At 61.3% G+C, this 15,680-nt stretch carries 16 protein-coding genes and 1 pseudogene; 9 read left to right on the top strand and 8 right to left on the bottom strand.

What is annotated here, in order from left to right:
• The first annotated feature begins 38 nt into the window (after positions 1 to 38).
• Positions 39 to 1,328, top strand: coding sequence for a glutamate-1-semialdehyde 2,1-aminomutase (gene hemL, locus ACJ8IP_RS16120; RefSeq protein ID WP_015376661.1), 1,290 nt, complete (start codon positions 39 to 41; stop codon positions 1,326 to 1,328).
• Positions 1,329 to 1,390: 62 nt separating this feature from the next.
• On the opposite strand, the gene ampE is transcribed toward hemL, so the two are convergent.
• Both ampE and ampD read right to left on the bottom strand, forming a co-directional pair.
• Positions 1,391 to 2,245 (bottom strand): beta-lactamase regulator AmpE, encoded by an 855-nt coding sequence (ampE, locus tag ACJ8IP_RS16115; RefSeq protein ID WP_033631795.1) that lies wholly within the window; start codon positions 2,243 to 2,245, stop codon positions 1,391 to 1,393.
• On the bottom strand, positions 2,245 to 2,841 hold the full coding sequence (gene ampD, locus ACJ8IP_RS16110) for a 1,6-anhydro-N-acetylmuramyl-L-alanine amidase AmpD (RefSeq protein ID WP_025301585.1): 597 nt from the start codon (positions 2,839 to 2,841) through the stop codon (positions 2,245 to 2,247). The genes ampE and ampD overlap by 1 nt, the downstream gene beginning before the upstream one ends.
• 84 nt (positions 2,842 to 2,925) lie before the next feature.
• Here ampD and nadC point away from each other — a divergent pair, with 84 nt between their 5' ends.
• The 4 genes from nadC to hofC all read left to right on the top strand — a co-directional run bounded on the left by nadC (position 2,926) and on the right by hofC (position 7,087).
• Positions 2,926 to 3,816: a carboxylating nicotinate-nucleotide diphosphorylase gene (nadC, locus tag ACJ8IP_RS16105; protein WP_164106935.1), complete on the top strand. Its 891-nt coding sequence runs from the start codon at positions 2,926 to 2,928 to the stop codon at positions 3,814 to 3,816.
• A gap of 189 nt (positions 3,817 to 4,005) precedes the next feature.
• Positions 4,006 to 4,443, top strand: a complete 438-nt coding sequence (gene ppdD / locus ACJ8IP_RS16100) for a prepilin peptidase-dependent pilin (protein ID WP_033641862.1) — start codon at positions 4,006 to 4,008, stop codon at positions 4,441 to 4,443.
• A gap of 5 nt (positions 4,444 to 4,448) precedes the next feature.
• Positions 4,449 to 5,891 (top strand): type II secretion system protein GspE, encoded by a 1,443-nt coding sequence (gspE, locus tag ACJ8IP_RS16095; RefSeq protein ID WP_042783693.1) that lies wholly within the window; start codon positions 4,449 to 4,451, stop codon positions 5,889 to 5,891.
• Positions 5,888 to 7,087: a protein transport protein HofC gene (gene hofC / locus ACJ8IP_RS16090; RefSeq protein ID WP_042783692.1), complete on the top strand. Its 1,200-nt coding sequence runs from the start codon at positions 5,888 to 5,890 to the stop codon at positions 7,085 to 7,087. The genes gspE and hofC overlap by 4 nt, the downstream gene beginning before the upstream one ends.
• Positions 7,088 to 7,141: 54 nt before the next feature.
• Here the strand turns inward: hofC and ACJ8IP_RS16085 are convergent, their stop codons facing one another.
• A complete protein-coding gene (locus tag ACJ8IP_RS16085; RefSeq protein WP_015376656.1) occupies positions 7,142 to 8,185 on the bottom strand; it encodes a GMP reductase in 1,044 nt (347 codons plus the stop codon).
• 362 nt (positions 8,186 to 8,547) lie between these two features.
• Between ACJ8IP_RS16085 and coaE the strand changes: the two genes are divergently transcribed.
• Complete coding sequence (gene coaE / locus ACJ8IP_RS16080; protein ID WP_025301580.1) at positions 8,548 to 9,162, top strand: dephospho-CoA kinase; 615 nt, start codon at positions 8,548 to 8,550, stop codon at positions 9,160 to 9,162.
• Here coaE and ACJ8IP_RS16075 read toward each other — a convergent pair.
• On the bottom strand, positions 9,062 to 9,292 hold the full coding sequence (locus ACJ8IP_RS16075; RefSeq protein WP_227414610.1) for a hypothetical protein: 231 nt from the start codon (positions 9,290 to 9,292) through the stop codon (positions 9,062 to 9,064). The genes coaE and ACJ8IP_RS16075 overlap by 101 nt on opposite strands.
• On the opposite strand from ACJ8IP_RS16075, the pseudogene zapD reads away from it, so the two are divergent.
• Positions 9,180 to 9,920: pseudogene (gene zapD, locus ACJ8IP_RS16070) on the top strand (cell division protein ZapD); the annotation flags it as partial. The gene ACJ8IP_RS16075 and the pseudogene zapD overlap by 113 nt on opposite strands.
• Before the next feature lie 51 nt (positions 9,921 to 9,971).
• Positions 9,972 to 10,163, top strand: a complete 192-nt coding sequence (yacG, locus tag ACJ8IP_RS16065; RefSeq protein WP_025301578.1) for a DNA gyrase inhibitor YacG — start codon at positions 9,972 to 9,974, stop codon at positions 10,161 to 10,163.
• 39 nt (positions 10,164 to 10,202) lie between these two features.
• Here the strand turns inward: yacG and mutT are convergent, their stop codons facing one another.
• From mutT to secM, 3 genes are all read right to left on the bottom strand, one after another.
• A complete protein-coding gene (mutT, locus tag ACJ8IP_RS16060) occupies positions 10,203 to 10,607 on the bottom strand; it encodes an 8-oxo-dGTP diphosphatase MutT (RefSeq protein WP_042783691.1) in 405 nt (134 codons plus the stop codon).
• 80 nt (positions 10,608 to 10,687) lie between these two features.
• Positions 10,688 to 13,396 (bottom strand): preprotein translocase subunit SecA, encoded by a 2,709-nt coding sequence (gene secA, locus ACJ8IP_RS16055; RefSeq protein WP_042783690.1) that lies wholly within the window; start codon positions 13,394 to 13,396, stop codon positions 10,688 to 10,690.
• Between the two features lie 82 nt (positions 13,397 to 13,478).
• Positions 13,479 to 14,009, bottom strand: coding sequence for a secA translation cis-regulator SecM (gene secM, locus ACJ8IP_RS16050; RefSeq protein ID WP_033641856.1), 531 nt, complete (start codon positions 14,007 to 14,009; stop codon positions 13,479 to 13,481).
• A 26-nt stretch (positions 14,010 to 14,035) separates the two neighbouring features.
• Here secM and ACJ8IP_RS16045 point away from each other — a divergent pair, with 26 nt between their 5' ends.
• Positions 14,036 to 14,551, top strand: coding sequence for a DUF721 domain-containing protein (locus tag ACJ8IP_RS16045; RefSeq protein ID WP_164106936.1), 516 nt, complete (start codon positions 14,036 to 14,038; stop codon positions 14,549 to 14,551).
• Positions 14,552 to 14,665: 114 nt separating this feature from the next.
• On the opposite strand, the gene lpxC is transcribed toward ACJ8IP_RS16045, so the two are convergent.
• On the bottom strand, positions 14,666 to 15,583 hold the full coding sequence (lpxC, locus tag ACJ8IP_RS16040; protein WP_004932754.1) for a UDP-3-O-acyl-N-acetylglucosamine deacetylase: 918 nt from the start codon (positions 15,581 to 15,583) through the stop codon (positions 14,666 to 14,668).
• Positions 15,584 to 15,680: the final 97 nt, after the last annotated feature.

Genomic DNA, 15,680 nt, shown 5'->3' with positions numbered 1-15,680 from the left:
CGGTCAAATCATTCAAAAGAGAATCCAGGAGCCGATTTATGAGCCTACACAGCAAGTCCGAAAGTCTGTACGCCCAGGCGCAACAGTTGATCCCCGGCGGGGTAAACTCTCCGGTGCGTGCATTCACCGGCGTGGGCGGTGTGCCGCTGTTTATCGAGCGCGCAGACGGGGCTTACCTGTTCGATGCCGACGGCAAGGCCTATATCGACTATGTCGGTTCCTGGGGACCGATGGTGCTGGGGCATAACCACCCGGCGATCCGCGACGCGGTGATCGAAGCGGCGCAGCGCGGCCTGAGCTTCGGCGCGCCGACCGAGATGGAAGTCAAAATGGCGCAGCTGGTCACCGAACTGGTGCCGACGATGGATATGGTGCGCATGGTGAACTCGGGCACCGAAGCCACCATGAGCGCCATCCGCCTGGCGCGCGGCTACACCAACCGCGATAAAATCATCAAGTTCGAAGGCTGCTACCACGGCCACGCCGACTGCCTGCTGGTGAAAGCCGGCTCCGGCGCGCTGACCCTCGGCCAGCCGAACTCACCGGGCGTGCCGGCCGACTTCGCCAAACACACCCTGACCTGCACCTATAACGATCTGGATTCGGTGCGCGCCGCCTTCGAACAGTACCCGTCCGAGATCGCCTGTATCATCGTCGAGCCGGTCGCCGGCAACATGAACTGCGTGCCGCCGCTGCCGGAATTCCTGCCGGGCCTGCGCGCCCTGTGCGACAAGTACGGCGCGCTCTTGATCATCGACGAAGTGATGACCGGCTTCCGCGTCGCGCTGGCCGGCGCGCAATCCTATTACGGCGTCGAGCCGGATCTGACCTGCCTCGGCAAAATCATCGGCGGCGGCATGCCGGTGGGCGCCTTCGGCGGCCGTCGCGAGGTGATGGACGCGCTGGCGCCGACCGGCCCGGTCTACCAGGCGGGCACCCTGTCCGGCAACCCGATCGCCATGGCGGCGGGCTACGCTTGCCTGACCGAAGTGTCGCAGGTCGGCGTGCATCAGACGCTGACCGAACTGACCGAGATGCTGGCCGCTGGCCTGCTGCACGCGGCGCAGGAAGAGAATATTCCGTTGGTGGTCAACAACGTCGGCGGCATGTTCGGCCTGTTCTTCACCGACGCGCCGGCGGTCACCTGCTACCAGGACGTGATGCAGTGCGACGTGGAACGCTTCAAGCGCTTCTTCCACCTGATGCTGGAAGAGGGGGTGTATCTCGCGCCGTCCGCCTTCGAAGCGGGTTTCATGTCCGTGGCGCACAGCAAGGAAGACATCCAGCGCACCATCGACGCCGCGCGTCGCTGCTTCGCCAAGCTGTAATCCCGGCCGGATGGCCAAAAAGAAACGGGCGCCGAGGCGCCCGTTTTGTTTTTCACGGCGGTTTACAGCAGCGTGCCGTAAATGGTCAACAGCGCCACCACCACCACGATGATCATCGTCACCTTGCGCGCCAGCGTCACCGCCGCCCGCGGCGTTTGCACCGGATCCATATGCGGATCGCGCGCCAGCGAGAACTGCGCCAGCCGCGTCAACACCTGATACGACGACGAATGCCGATCGCCGAGTGAGGCGAACCAGGCCGGCAACGCGCGCTCGCCGTGGCCGAACAACGCATAGGCCACCCCGGCCAAACGCACCGGGATCCAGTCCAACCAGTTCAGCAGATGATCGATGCCCGACTGCGAACGCTCCAGCGGCGTATTGTGGCGCGCCAGCCAGGTTTGATAGGCGCGCAGGAAGGCATATCCCGCCAGCGCGATCGGCCCGTACGGCCCAAAGACCACGAACCAGAACAGCGGCGCCAGGTAATAACGGAAGTTGATCCACAGCAGCGCGTTTTGCAGCTCGCGCAGACGCAGCTCTTCACTGCAGTCCACCGGCAAACCGTGGATCAACGCCAGCTCTTCCGCCATCTGATCGCTGGCATGGGTATCCCCCTGCCGCGCCGCTTTCAGGTAGGCGCGATAGTGTTTGCGCTTGATGCCGGCGCCGACGCACAGCAGATCGATGACGATCCACAGCAGCAGCGTCACCACGCCGAAGAATAACCCGTGCGACAACCACAGAACGCCCCAGACGATCACCATCCAGGCGGCGGTCATCGCCAGCGTCTGCGCCAGCGAAACCCGATGCAGCCGCTGAAATACCACTTCGAGGCGATGATCCAGCTGCCAGTGTTCCCCCAGCTTGAACAGGCGCTCCCAAGCCAAAACCAGCAACAGCGTAAACAGCGTCATTAGCGATTCCTCTCCCTTTTTCTTGTCTCAAGCATAGCGTCGGCGGGCGCGCCGCGTTGTTCCAGAGATGCCAGATAGCGATCCCAATCGAACGCCGGCCCGGGATCGGTTTTGCGGCCGGGGGCGATATCGCAATGCCCGGCGATATGCGCCGCCAACGGCGGATAATGTTCGGCCAGCAGCGCGGTGACCGCCTGCAGCGTGCGATATTGCGCCTCGGTGTAGGCTAACTGGTCGGTGCCTTCCAGCTCAATGCCGATGGAGAAATCGTTGCACCGTTCGCGCCCCTGATACAGAGAAACGCCCGCGTGCCACGCGCGCTGGTCGAAGGGCACATACTGCACGATCTCCCCGTCGCGGCGGATCAGACAGTGCGCAGACACTCGCAGCTGATGGATCTCGGCGAAATAAGGGTGCTGCGCGGGATCGAGCGTGCCGGTGAACAGCTGGTCGATATAGGGGCCACCGAATTCGCCGGGCGGCAGGCTGATGTTATGGATGACCAGCAGCGAGGGCGGCTCGTCATCCGGGCGCCGATCGCAGTGCGGCGAAACCACTCGCGTCACCCCGACAATCCAGCCATTTTCCAACTGCATCAGACACCTCTCTGCGGTGGTACTTATTCCTGCAACAGAGTAGCATGTTCCCCTACGAACTAACCGTCCATTTCGGAGTTTTCCATGCCGACACGCCGCTACAGTGCCGACCGTCGCCGCACCGAGCTTCTTGAACGTATTGAAAGTGATATTCCCTATGCCGTCGCCCAGGCGCTGCGCGAAGACCTGGGAGGTGAAGTTGACGCCGGGCGCGATATTACCGCGCAATTGTTACCGGCGGACAAGCAGGCCGAAGCCACCGTCATTACCCGCGAAGCCGGCGTGTTCTGCGGCCGCCGCTGGCTGAACGAAGTCTTTATTCAGTTGGGCAACCAGGTGCAGGTGGAGTGGCTGGTGGCAGACGGCGACCGTCTGATACCGAACCAACCGCTTTGCCGGCTGCGCGGCCCTGCGCGGGTGCTGTTGACCGGCGAGCGCACCGCGCTGAACTTTGTGCAGATGCTCTCCGGCGTGGCGACCGAGGTCAGCCGCTACGTGGCTCTGCTGGAAGGCACCCAGACTCGCCTGCTCGATACCCGCAAGACCTTGCCCGGCCTGCGCACCGCGCTGAAATACGCCGTGCTGTGCGGGGGCGGCAGCAACCACCGGCTGGGGCTGTCCGATGCCTTCCTGATCAAGGAAAACCACATCATCGCCTCCGGCTCGATCAAAAACGCGGTGGAAAAAGCCTTCTGGCTGCACGCCGACGTGCCGGTGGAAGTGGAAGTCGAGTCGCTCGATGAGCTGCAGCAGGCGCTGGACGCCGGCGCCGACATCATCATGCTGGACAACTTCAGCGTCGAGATGATGCGTCAGGCGGTCGCCCAAACCCAGGGCCGCGCCCAGCTGGAGGTGTCCGGCAACGTCACCAGCAAGACGCTGCGCACCTTCGCCGAGACCGGCGTGGATTACATTTCGGTCGGCGCGCTGACCAAACATGTGGCCGCGCTCGATCTGTCGATGCGCTTCAAATGATCCCCTCGCCCCCGGCCGCCGCCGGGGGCGTTACCGCAGATTTGCGAATCCCCTCGCACCGTTTTTCCCTCCGCTGCAAACGACATCAATACTGATGGAAGCACGCCGAGAAACGCGTAAAACCCGCTCGCCGTTCCCCCGCGCAAACCGCTACCGTTGTTTTCCACACCCTTATGGAGGAAACAACGCATGGAAACGCAACGCGGCTTTAGCCTGATCGAACTGATGGTGGTGATCGCCATCATCGCCATCCTCAGCGCCATCGGCATTCCCGCCTACCAGCGCTACATCCAGAAAGCGGCGATGACCGACATGCTGCAAACCATGGCGCCGTATAAGCTGGCGGTCGAGCTGTGCGTACTGGATGAAGGCGCGCCCGCCGGCTGTGAAGCCGGCAGCAAAGGCATTCCCACCGGCGGCGCGTCGCGTTACGTCAGCGGGGTGAAAGTCGTTAAAGGCGTAATCACGCTGACCGGCACCCAAACGCTGCAGGGGCTGGCGGTGGCGTTAACCCCCAAGTCGAACGCCGATGGGCTGACCCGCTGGACCCGGCTGTGCAGCAGCGAAAACGCGACGCTGGTTGAGGTGTGCCGGGAAGTCTTCCGCTTCGACGACGCGGCGGAGTAACGGCGATGAACGCGCAAATCAGCGAAGAGGTTCACACCCTGTGTCGGCGCTATCAGGCGCTGGCGTTGAGCGAGGACCCGACCACCCTGACGGTCGCGCTCAGCGAAGAAGCGCCGCAGGGGCTGCTGGCGGCGCTGCGTTTCGCCACCGGCAAACGCATCCATCTGGAACAATGGCCGGCGGCCAGGTTGGAGCTGGCGCTTAACCAGCGCCACGAACCGCTCTCGGCGCCGCTGGCGGCCGAAGAGGACACAACCGACATCGCCTACCCCGACGACGGCGATGCGCCGGTGGTGCAATTCATCAACCAGACGCTGCGCCTGGCCATCCAGCGCCGCGCCTCGGACATCCACTTCGAGCCTTTTCGGCAGCATTTTCGCATTCGTCTGCGCATCGACGGCGTGCTGCAAACCCTCGCCTCACCGCCGCCGCAGCTGACCGCGCGCCTCATCGCCCGGCTGAAGATCCTCGGCCAACTGGATATCGCCGAGCGCCGTCAACCTCAGGACGGGCAGCTCAGCCTGACGCTGGACAGCGCGCGCTATGCCATGCGTATCGCCACTCTGCCGACGCTACACGGCGAAAAGGTGGTGCTGCGCGTTCAGCAGGGCGAGCAACAAGAACTGCCGCTGGATCAGTTAGGCATGAGCCGGGCGGATCTGGCGCGCTACGCGACGGCGCTGGCCTGCCCGCAAGGGTTGATCCTGGTGACCGGCCCGACCGGCAGCGGCAAAACGGTGACGCTGTACAGCGGTCTGCGCCAGTTGAACGATGCGCAGAGCAACCTGTGCAGCGTCGAGGATCCGGTCGAGATCCCGTTGTTCGGCGTTAATCAGACCCAGATCAACGCCAAAACCGAGCTGAGCTTCGCCCGGGTGTTGCGCGCCCTGCTGCGCCAGGATCCAGACGTCATCATGATCGGCGAGATCCGCGATGCGGAAACCGCCGAGATCGCGGTCAAGGCCGCGCAAACCGGCCACCTGGTGCTGTCGACGCTGCATACCAACTCCACCGGCGAAACCCTGACGCGGCTGATGCACATGGGGATCCCCGGCTACCTGCTCGCCGGCTGTCTGAAGCTGATCGTCGCGCAGCGGTTGGTGCGCAGACTGTGCCGCCACTGCCGCTATCCGCACAGCCAGCCGACGCATTTTCCCAGCGCGATCTGGCCGGAACCGCTCACTGTCTGGCGCGCCGATGGCTGCGAGCATTGCTTCGGCGGTTACTATGGGCGCATCGGCGTGTATGAACTGTTGGCCATTACGCCGGAAATACAGGCGGCATTGCTGGCGAACGCCGCTCCCAGTCTGCTAGCGGATATCGCCCGCGAACAGGGGCAGCTTTCGCTGCTGCAAGCGGGCCTGGCGCTGGCCGCCGAAGGCACGACCTCGCTGGAAGAACTGTACCGCGTGATCGACGTCGTCCAGCCTGGCATAGCCGCGCCATGAAAGCGCGCCGGCTGTTTCTTTGGCAGGCTTTCGACGCACAGGGCGCCTTACGCCGCGGCGAACTGATGAGCGAGGAAAAATGGCAGGTGAGCCGGTTGCTGATCGAACAAGGCCTGCAACCGTGCCGAATCGGGCACGGCAAACGCGTTACGCCCGGCCAATGGCGTGGAGAACCGTTAATCCACTTCACCCGCCAGCTCGCCACTCTGCTGCAGGCGGGGTTGCCGCTGGTCAATGCGCTGCAGTTGCTGGCAGCAGAGCATCCTTCGGCAGCCTGGCGCTGCCTGTTGCGCCAGCTGGCCGACCAGGTGCGCGAAGGGCAACCGCTTTCCGAAACCCTCGCCGAACAACCGGGGATTTTTCCCCTGATCTATCGCCAGCTGATCGCCATCGGTGAACTGACCGGCAACCTCGATCGCTGCTGCCTGCAGCTGGCGCAACAACAGGAAGCCCAGTTGCTGCTGCGCCGCAAGGTGACCAAAGCGCTGCGTTATCCCCTCTTCATCTGCGCGGTGGCGCTGATGGTCAGCGTGTTGATGCTGGTGATGGTGCTGCCGGAATTCGCCAAGGTTTATCAATCGTTCGATGCGCCGCTGCCCTGGTTTACCCAAGGGTTGCTGGCGTTGTCTGCGCAGTTGATCGCCACCGGCCCCTATCTGGCGCTGCTGCTGGGCGCGTCGCTGTTCGGTTATGGCCGCTGGCTGCACCCGCGCCCGCCGTGGCGCAGACGTGAACAGGCTCTCTTGCTGCGCCTGCCGCTGATCGCCCGGCTGGTGAGCGGCGGCGCGCTGAGCCAAACATTTCGCATCCTGACCATGACCCAACGCGCCGGGCTGACGCTGGTGGAAGGGTTGAACGCGGCGGCGTTGGCGGCTGACCATCTGCTGTACAAACAGGCGCTGGAGCAGGTGCAACGGCAGATCGCCGAAGGCGAAGCCTTTCATCATGCCCTGGGCCTGCAACCGCTGTTTCCGCCGCTGTGCCGGCAGCTGGTGCGGGTGGGCGAAGAGTCCGGTTCACTGGACGCCTTGCTGGATAAATTGGCGCAGTGGTATGAACGGCAAACGCACGAGCTGGCCGATACGCTGGCGCAAACGCTGGAGCCGCTGCTGATGCTAGTGGTAGGTGGGATTGTCGGCGCTTTGGTGATCGCCATGTATCTGCCTATCTTTCAACTGGGCAGCGTGTTGGGATAAGGGTAAAAGGATAGCGGGCGCCGCGGTGCGCTGCGCCCGAATGCAAGGTGCGGCTTATTTGCTGCCGAAGACGCGGTTTTCCTGCTCCGCCACGCGGATAAAGGTGGTGCGCTTGGTCAGCTCTTTCAAACGCTCGGCGCCGACGTAGGTGCAGGCGGAACGCAGGCCGCCGAGGATATCACGCACGGTGAACTCCACCTCGCCTCGCAGCGGCAGCTTGACGGTTTTGCCTTCGGCCGCGCGATACTCCGCCACGCCGCCGACGTGGCGCTTCATCGCTGACTCGGAGCTCATGCCGTAGAACAGCATGAATTTCTCGCCGTTCTCTTCCACCACGGTGCCTTCGCACTCGTCGTGGCCGGCCAGCATACCGCCCAGCATCACGAAGTCCGCGCCGCCGCCGAAGGCTTTGGCGACATCGCCCGGCACCGAGCAGCCGCCGTCGCTGACGATTTGGCCGCCCAGCCCGTGGGCCGCATCGGCGCATTCGATCACCGCCGAGAGCTGCGGATAGCCCACGCCGGTCTTCACACGGGTGGTGCATACCGATCCCGGCCCGATGCCGACTTTAACGATGTCGGCGCCGGAGAGGATCAACTCTTCCACCATCTCGCCGGTCACTACGTTGCCGGCGCAGATGACGTGATTCGGGCAGGCTTCGCGCGCTTTCTGCAGGAAGGCGACGAAGTGTTCAGAGTAGCCGTTGGCCACGTCGATACAGATGAATTTCAGCGCCGGAGACAGGGCCAGGATCTGCTGCATTTTGGCGAAGTCGGCTTCTGAGGTGCCGGTGGACACCATCACGTGGCGCAGCACCGATTCCGGCATGCGCTGCACGAAGTCAGCCCATTGCTCGACGCTGTAATGTTTGTGTACGGCGGTGAGAACGTCGAAAGAAGCCAGGGCCTCAGCCATGCGGAAGGTGCCCACCGTGTCCATGTTGGCGGCGATAATCGGCACGCCGGACCAGCTGCAACCTGAATGCTTGAAGGTAAACTGACGTTCCAGTTCAACCTCGGAACGGCTTTTCAACGTGGAACGCTTAGGGCGGATCAACACGTCTTTAAAGCCTAACTTCAAATCTTCTTCAATACGCATGACTTATGATTTCCTGGTTAATGGCGACGGATCGCAAGGAGGATATTCGAACCTCTGCCCGACGGCTTTCCCGTGACGCGGAAAGATGACGGCGAGATTAATGCCAGTTCCAGTGACGTTATAATACGCGCTAATAATCGCCGAACAAGACTGCGAATTCGCCTTTATTTACGCTACAATCCGACAAATTTACCTGCATAATCGCAGTGTGATTGCCCGCTCATTTCTGCCGTGCCGCTGCGCTTTTTCTCGCCGTCCAAACGGGGCCGAGGCGCAAGCGCCGCCTGCCGACTTGCACTTCTGCGCGATCGCTTTATGATTCGTCTATTATTTTTTTATGAACATCGGATGCACCTAACACCATGGCCTACATTGTTGCGTTGACCGGGGGCATAGGCAGCGGCAAAACGACCGTTGCGAACGCCTTTGCGCGCCACGGCGCAGCCATTGTCGATGCCGACGTGATCGCCCGTCAGGTCGTTGAGCCAGGCACCCCTGCTCTGGCCGCGATCGCCGAGCGATTTGGTAATGAAATGTTGCTGCCGGACGGCGCGCTCAACCGCGCTGCTCTGCGTCAGCGCATCTTCAGCCACCCCGATGATAAAACCTGGCTGAACCAACTGCTGCATCCGCTGATACACCGCGAGACCCAACGCCAACTGGCGCAGGCGGCCAGCCCGTACGCGCTGTGGGTCGTGCCGCTGCTGGTGGAAAACGGCCTGCAGGATCGCGCCGATCGGGTGCTGGTGATCGACGTCGACACCGAAACCCAGTTGGCTCGCACCATCGCGCGCGACGGCATCAGCCGCGAGCAAGCGCAGAGCATTCTCGCCGCCCAGGCCACGCGCCAGCAGCGCCTCGCCGTGGCGGATGACATTATTGACAACAGCGGCGCCGCTCAGGGGATAGAGCCACGGGTCGCCGCACTGCATCGTCGCTACCTTGAACTGGCGGCAACAGCGCCCCAACAGGATTAAACTGCATGAGTGATGTTTCCCCAACCGTTCTCTTTGAACACCCGCTGAACGAAAAAATGCGTACCTGGCTGCGCATCGAGTTTTTACTGCAACAGCTGCACGGCCAGCGCGCCCTGAGCGAAACCGCCATCGCCCTTACCTTTTTCCGCACCGTCTCCGATTTGCTTGACGTACTGGAGCGCGGCGAGGTACGCACCGAACTGCTCAAAGAGCTGGAGCGTCAGCAGCAAAAACTGTTGGCCTGGGCCGATGTGCCGGGCGTGGATATGGCGCTGATCGAGCAGTTGCGCGGCCAGTTGAAGTCGCGTTCATCGGCGCTGATGGCGGCACCGCGCCTCGGTCAGGCACTGCGTGAAGACCGGCTGATCGGTCTGGTGCGCCAGCGTCTGAACATTCCCGGCGGCTGCTGCAGCTTCGATTTGCCGACCCTGCACATGTGGATGCACGCGCCGCAGCAGGATCGCGATGCCGACGTCGCCGCCTGGCTGCAGTCGCTGGATCCGCTGAACCAGGCGCTGATCATGGTGCTGGATCTGATCCGTCAGTCGGGGCCGTTCCGCAATCAAATCAGTCTGAACGGCTTTTTCCAGGACAACGCCGAAGGGGCGGATCTACTGCGCCTGCGCCTCCATCTGGCGCCGCAGCTTTATCCGCAAATTTCCGGCCACAAGACGCGTTATGCCATTCGTTTCCTGCCGTTGGACAGCGAACATGGCATGGTGCCTGAACGCCTGACGTTCGAACTGGCCTGTTGTTGAACTCATGAAAGCAAGCCTTCTCAGCACCGCCAGAAGGCGTAAGGAACCGTTATGACGACCGTAGTGAAATGCCCAACCTGTGGCACCGGCGTGGTTTGGGGCGAAGTCAGCCCGTTCCGGCCGTTTTGCAGCAAGCGCTGCCAACTGATCGATCTTGGCGAGTGGGCCGATGAAGAGAAGCGCATTCCGAGCAACAGCGATCTGTCGGAAAGTGAGGACTGGAGCGAACTCGACGACCGCTAATCGCCGATTGAAGGCCTGGCGCACGCCAGGCCGATAGTGTTATTGCGCGGCGCCAGCCTGCGCCACCAGCAGTTGGATAATGCCGGCGTTGGCTTCCGGGAACTCGTCTTCACGCAGCTCCGCCTGTTTTACCCAGCGCATCGGCTGCCCCTCACGGCCAAACGGCTCGCCCGCCCAATGCTCCACCAGATAAAAATTCAGCGTCACGATGCGATCGCTGAAGCGATGTTCCACCACCTCCAGCAGTTCGGCCCGCTCGGCTTCGATACCGGTCTCTTCACGCAGCTCGCGGCTCAGCGCCTGTTCCGGCGTCTCACCCGGTTCGATCTTGCCGCCGGGAAACTCCCAAAATCCGGCCATGTGCGCGTCAGCGGCGCGGCGGGTAATAAAGATTTCCCGTTGAGCATTGCGGATGATGCCCACGGCGATATTCAGATGTTTCATCTCACCCTCCTGATGGGTGCCAAAAAACAGGGGCTCAGCAAGCTGAACCCCCGGGTATTATCGGTCAACCGCGGCCGGCATTACTGCAGGCGGCCGTGGCACTGCTTGTATTTCTTGCCGGAACCGCATGGGCAAGGATCGTTGCGGCCCACTTTGCGCTCGGCGGTCGCCGGCGCGTTCGGATCTTCGGTCACCAGCGCGTTCTCGTCGTGGTGGCTCAGCTGTTGCTGCTGCGCCAGACGCTCGGCCTCTTCACGGCGCTGCTGTTCCAGCGCTTCCACTTCTTCCGGCATCCGCACCTGTACCTTGCTCAGCACGCTGATCACTTCATATTTCAGCGATTCCAGCATGGTGGCGAACATGTTGAAGGATTCGCGCTTGTACTCCTGCTTCGGATCCTTCTGCGCATAGCCGCGCAGGTGGATGCCCTGACGCAGGTAGTCCATCGCCGCCAGGTGCTCTTTCCACAGGGAATCCAGCGTCTGCAGCATCACGCCCTTCTCGAAGTTGCGCATCATTTCGCTGCCGACCACTTCTTCCTTACGCAGGTACTGCTCTTTGGCGTTCTCCAGAATACGTTCGCGCAGCGTCTCTTCGTGCAGCTCCGGCTCTTTGTCCAGCCACTGGGCGATCGGCATCTCCAGATCGAAGTCGTTCTTCAGACGCTCTTCCAGCCCCTGAATGTCCCACTCTTCTTCCAGCGACTGCGGCGTGATGTAGTTGTCGATGGTGCTCTTGAACACGTCCTCGCGGATGCTGGCGATGGTTTCGCTCACGTCGGACACGTCCAGCAATTCGTTACGCTGGCTGTAGATGGCGCGGCGCTGATCGTTGGCGACGTCGTCGTATTCCAGCAGTTGCTTACGGATATCGAAGTTGCGGCTTTCCACTTTGCGCTGCGCGTTGGCGATCGCCTTGGTCACCCACGGGTGCTCAATGGCTTCGCCTTCTTTCATGCCCAGTTTACGCATCATGCCGGACACGCGATCCGAGGCGAAGATACGCATCAGGGCATCTTCCATCGACAGGTAGAAGCGGGATGAACCGGCGTCGCCCTGACGGCCGGAACGGCCGCGCAGCTGGTTATCGATACGACGCGATTCATGGCGCTCGGTGCCGATGATATGCAGGCCGCCCGCCGCCAGCACCGCGTCGTGGCGCTCTTTCCAGGCGGCTTTGATGGCTTCGATCTGCTCTTCGGTCGGTTCTTCCAGCAGCGCCACTTCGGCCTGCCAGCTGCCGCCCAGCACGATATCGGTACCACGGCCCGCCATGTTGGTGGCGATGGTTACCGCACCGCTCTGGCCGGCCTGGGCGACGATGTCCGCTTCCATGGCGTGGAATTTGGCGTTCAACACCTTGTGGTCGATGCCCGCTTTGGTCAGCTCTCGGGACACCACTTCGGATTTCTCGATCGAGATGGTCCCCACCAGCACCGGCTGGCCTTTGGCGGTACGCTCTCGGATGTCTTCAATGATGGCGCCGATCTTCTCTTTCTCGGTCATGTACACCAGATCCGGCATATCCTTACGGATCATCGGACGGTTGGTTGGCACCACGATCGTGTCCAGCTTGTAGATCGAGCTGAATTCGAAGGCTTCGGTATCGGCGGTACCGGTCATCCCGGCCAGCTTCTCGTACAGACGGAAGTAGTTCTGGAAGGTGATCGAAGCCAGCGTCTGGTTTTCGTTCTGGATCTCCACGCCTTCTTTGGCTTCCACCGCCTGGTGCAGACCGTCGGACCAGCGGCGGCCCTGCATGGTACGGCCGGTGTGCTCATCGACGATGATCACTTCGCCGTCTTTCACGATGTAGTCCACGTCGCGGGTGAACAGCACGTGGGCGCGCAGCGCGGCGGTAACGTGGTGCATCAGCATGATATTGGTCGGCGAGTACAGCGATTCGCCTTCATCCATGATGCCGGCTTCCACCAGCATCTCTTCGATCAGGATCAGACCGCGTTCGGTCAGGTGTACCTGACGCGCCTTCTCATCCACCGAGAAGTGCCCTTCACCTTTGAAGGTGTCGGAGTCTTCTTTTTCCTGGCGGATCAGTTTAGGGATCAGCTTGTTGACCTTGATGTACATCTCGGAGCTGTCTTCTGCCGGGCCGGAGATGATCAGCGGCGTACGCGCTTCATCGATCAGGATGGAGTCCACCTCATCCACCAGCGCATAGTGAAGTTTGCGCTGCACGCGCTCTTCCGGGCTGAACGCCATGTTGTCGCGCAGGTAGTCGAAGCCGTACTCGTTGTTGGTGCCGTAGGTGATGTCGGCAGCGTAAGCTTCGCGCTTGGCCGGCGCCGGCATGCCCGGCAGGTTGATGCCGATGCTCAGGCCGAGGAACTCGAAGAGCGGACGGTTGTTTTCGGCGTCGCGCTGCGCCAGATAGTCGTTGACGGTCACGACGTGCACGCCGCGGCCGCTCAGGGCGTTCAGATAAGCCGGCAGCGTCGCGGTCAGGGTTTTACCTTCACCGGTGCGCATCTCGGCGATGCAGCGGTCGTTCAGTACCATGCCGCCCAGCAGCTGCACGTCGAAGTGACGCATGCCGAACACGCGCTTGCTCGCCTCACGCACCACGGCGAAGGCTTCCGGGATCAGGCTTTCCAGCGATTCGCCCTTCTCCAGGCGCGCGCGGAATTCGTTGGTTTTCGCTTTCAACTCATCATCGGACAGCTTTTCCATGTCCGGTTCCATGCGGTTGATCTGCTCAACCACTTTGCGCATGCGGCGCAGGGTACGATCGTTACGGCTGCCAAAAACTTTGGTTAATAATTTCACTAACATAATGTTTGATATCTCTGTCATGACCGCCGAGCGCGGCAGTCAACTTGCTATTATTTATGGTTTTTGTGCCCAAAGGGCGAGATCAGACGAGGGCGACGGGCCCGGCGCGAATGCCCTGCACCTGCGCCACCCACAGGCCGGTCTGGTGCCGCGCCAGCGTTGGCAGCACCTCAAGGTGGGTGTGGCGAATGATGGTCGGCGGCTTCGGCTCGTGCGTCAGCAGCGCGTTGAGAGTAGAAAGCAGCGCCAGTTGCGCTACCTGCAAAGGGGGTTCCGCTTCGGCTTCGCTCTCCTGCACCCGCGCATAAACCGCCTGCGGCGCCAGCGCGAAAGAGAGGTGACGAATAACGGTGCGCAGCGCATGTTGCTGCCAATAATCTACGCTGAAGGTAGGACGGCGATGCGCGTCCTGCAGCAGGGCCAGGCTGTTGAAGGTGCCGTTGGCCGAATTTTGCCGGTTAAGGCTGGACGATGTGCTCGGCAATGCGGCCTGATCGGGTGCGCCGGACAAATTGGAAGGCGCGCCAAGCGTGGCCGCAACCATCCCTAACAGGAGATGGGGCCAGAAATAACGTCTGCCAAATTGTCGCCAACGATTTAGAATACCGATCACGAGTTTATAATCCGCCGGAGCCCATTATGCGCGATAGCCGTCCACAATTATTAGATGTCCTGTTCGACGACGCGTCTGCCGGCAGCAAAGGGCCGCTGCATAACGTCCAGCAACGCGCGGTGGCGCTGCTCAAGCTTAACCGTGCAGTGAAGGGCCTGTTGCCCGCTCCCCTGCATCCCTGGTGCCGCGTCGCGAATTTCCGACAGGGTATTTTAGTGCTCGAAACGGCAAATGCCAGTTGGATGATGCGCTTGCGCTACGAACAACCCGCTTTGCTGTCTGCACTACGAGCGCAAATTCTACCATCATTGTCGTCGATCGACATCAGGATTAATCCGGCCTTGATGGCGAAAGGCAGCAACCAGGTGCAAAACGCCGAAAAAGCGTCGGAAAAACCCGTGCCGATGCGGCATTTGAGTCTGGAGAGTGCGGAAGAGCTGAGGGGATTAGCGAGCCGTAGCCCAGAGAAACTGCGCAAGATATTGGAACGGCTGGCTGCATTGGCCGGAGAGGGTACCAACACAACCAGTCGTGATAAGTAATCAGCGACACGGACTGCAAAATACCGGACAGCCGGCACCACACCATCGTGAGCCTGAATTCTCAGGCTCTGAGGGGATGCGCCTGCCGTTATTCGCAGGCGAGGAATGCAGACCTTACGCCAATACGGTAGACGGTGCCTTGAATGCCAATGGCATTTCGGCTTCGTCCTGGAAGGTCACGTATTCCCACGCTTCCTGCTTGGCCAGCACGGCCTGCAGCAGTTTGTTGTTCAGCGCGTGGCCAGACTTGAACGCGGTGAACGCGCCAATGATGTTGTGGCCGCACATGAACAGGTCGCCGATGGCGTCCAGCATTTTGTGACGTACGAATTCGTCTTCGAAACGCAGACCGTCTTCGTTCAGCACGCGGTAGTCGTCTACCACGATGGCGCAGTCGAAGCTGCCGCCCAGGGCCAGGCCGCGGGACTGCAGGTATTCGATATCACGCATGAACCCGAAGGTGCGCGCGCGGCTGATTTGACGCACGAACGACTCAGCCGAGAAATCAAGACGATAGCGCTGTGAGCTGGCGTCGATGGCCGGGTGGTTGAAGTCGATGGTGAAGTCCAGGCGGAACCCGTTATGCGGGGACAGCTCGGCCCACTTGTCGCCATCTTCAACGCGTACGGTCTCTTTCAGACGCAGGAATTTCTTCGCCGAGTTCAGTTCTTCGATGCCGGCATCCAGCAGCAAGAACACGAACGGACTGGCGCTGCCGTCCATGATTGGGATTTCAGCGGCGTCGACTTCGATGACGATGTTGTCGATGCCCAGCCCAGCCAGCGCGGCGTTAAGATGCTCAACGGTCGAAATACGCACGTCATGCTCATTCACCAGGCAAGTACAGAGCATGGTATCACGCACGGATTTTGCATCAGCCGGAAAATCAACCGGTGGATTCAAGTCAGTGCGACGATAGATGACCCCGGTATTAGCCGGCGCTGGGCGCATTGTCAGCGTGACTTTCTTGCCGGTATGCAAACCGACGCCAGTCGCCTGAACAATACGTTTTAATGTCCTTTGTTTGATCATCGTTTTATCTCGCAATGTTATCCATCCTACCAGCCAAGCATACAGCATGGCTGGCGGGACAGTTTAGCACAAAGAGCGGAGATTCCAAATTCTCAGG

The sequence above is a fragment of the Serratia sp. CY52157 genome, from assembly GCF_052168495.1.
GTDB classification, from domain to species: Bacteria; Pseudomonadota; Gammaproteobacteria; order Enterobacterales; family Enterobacteriaceae; genus Serratia; species Serratia ureilytica.
This window is presented reverse-complemented; position numbering and strand designations above follow the sequence as displayed.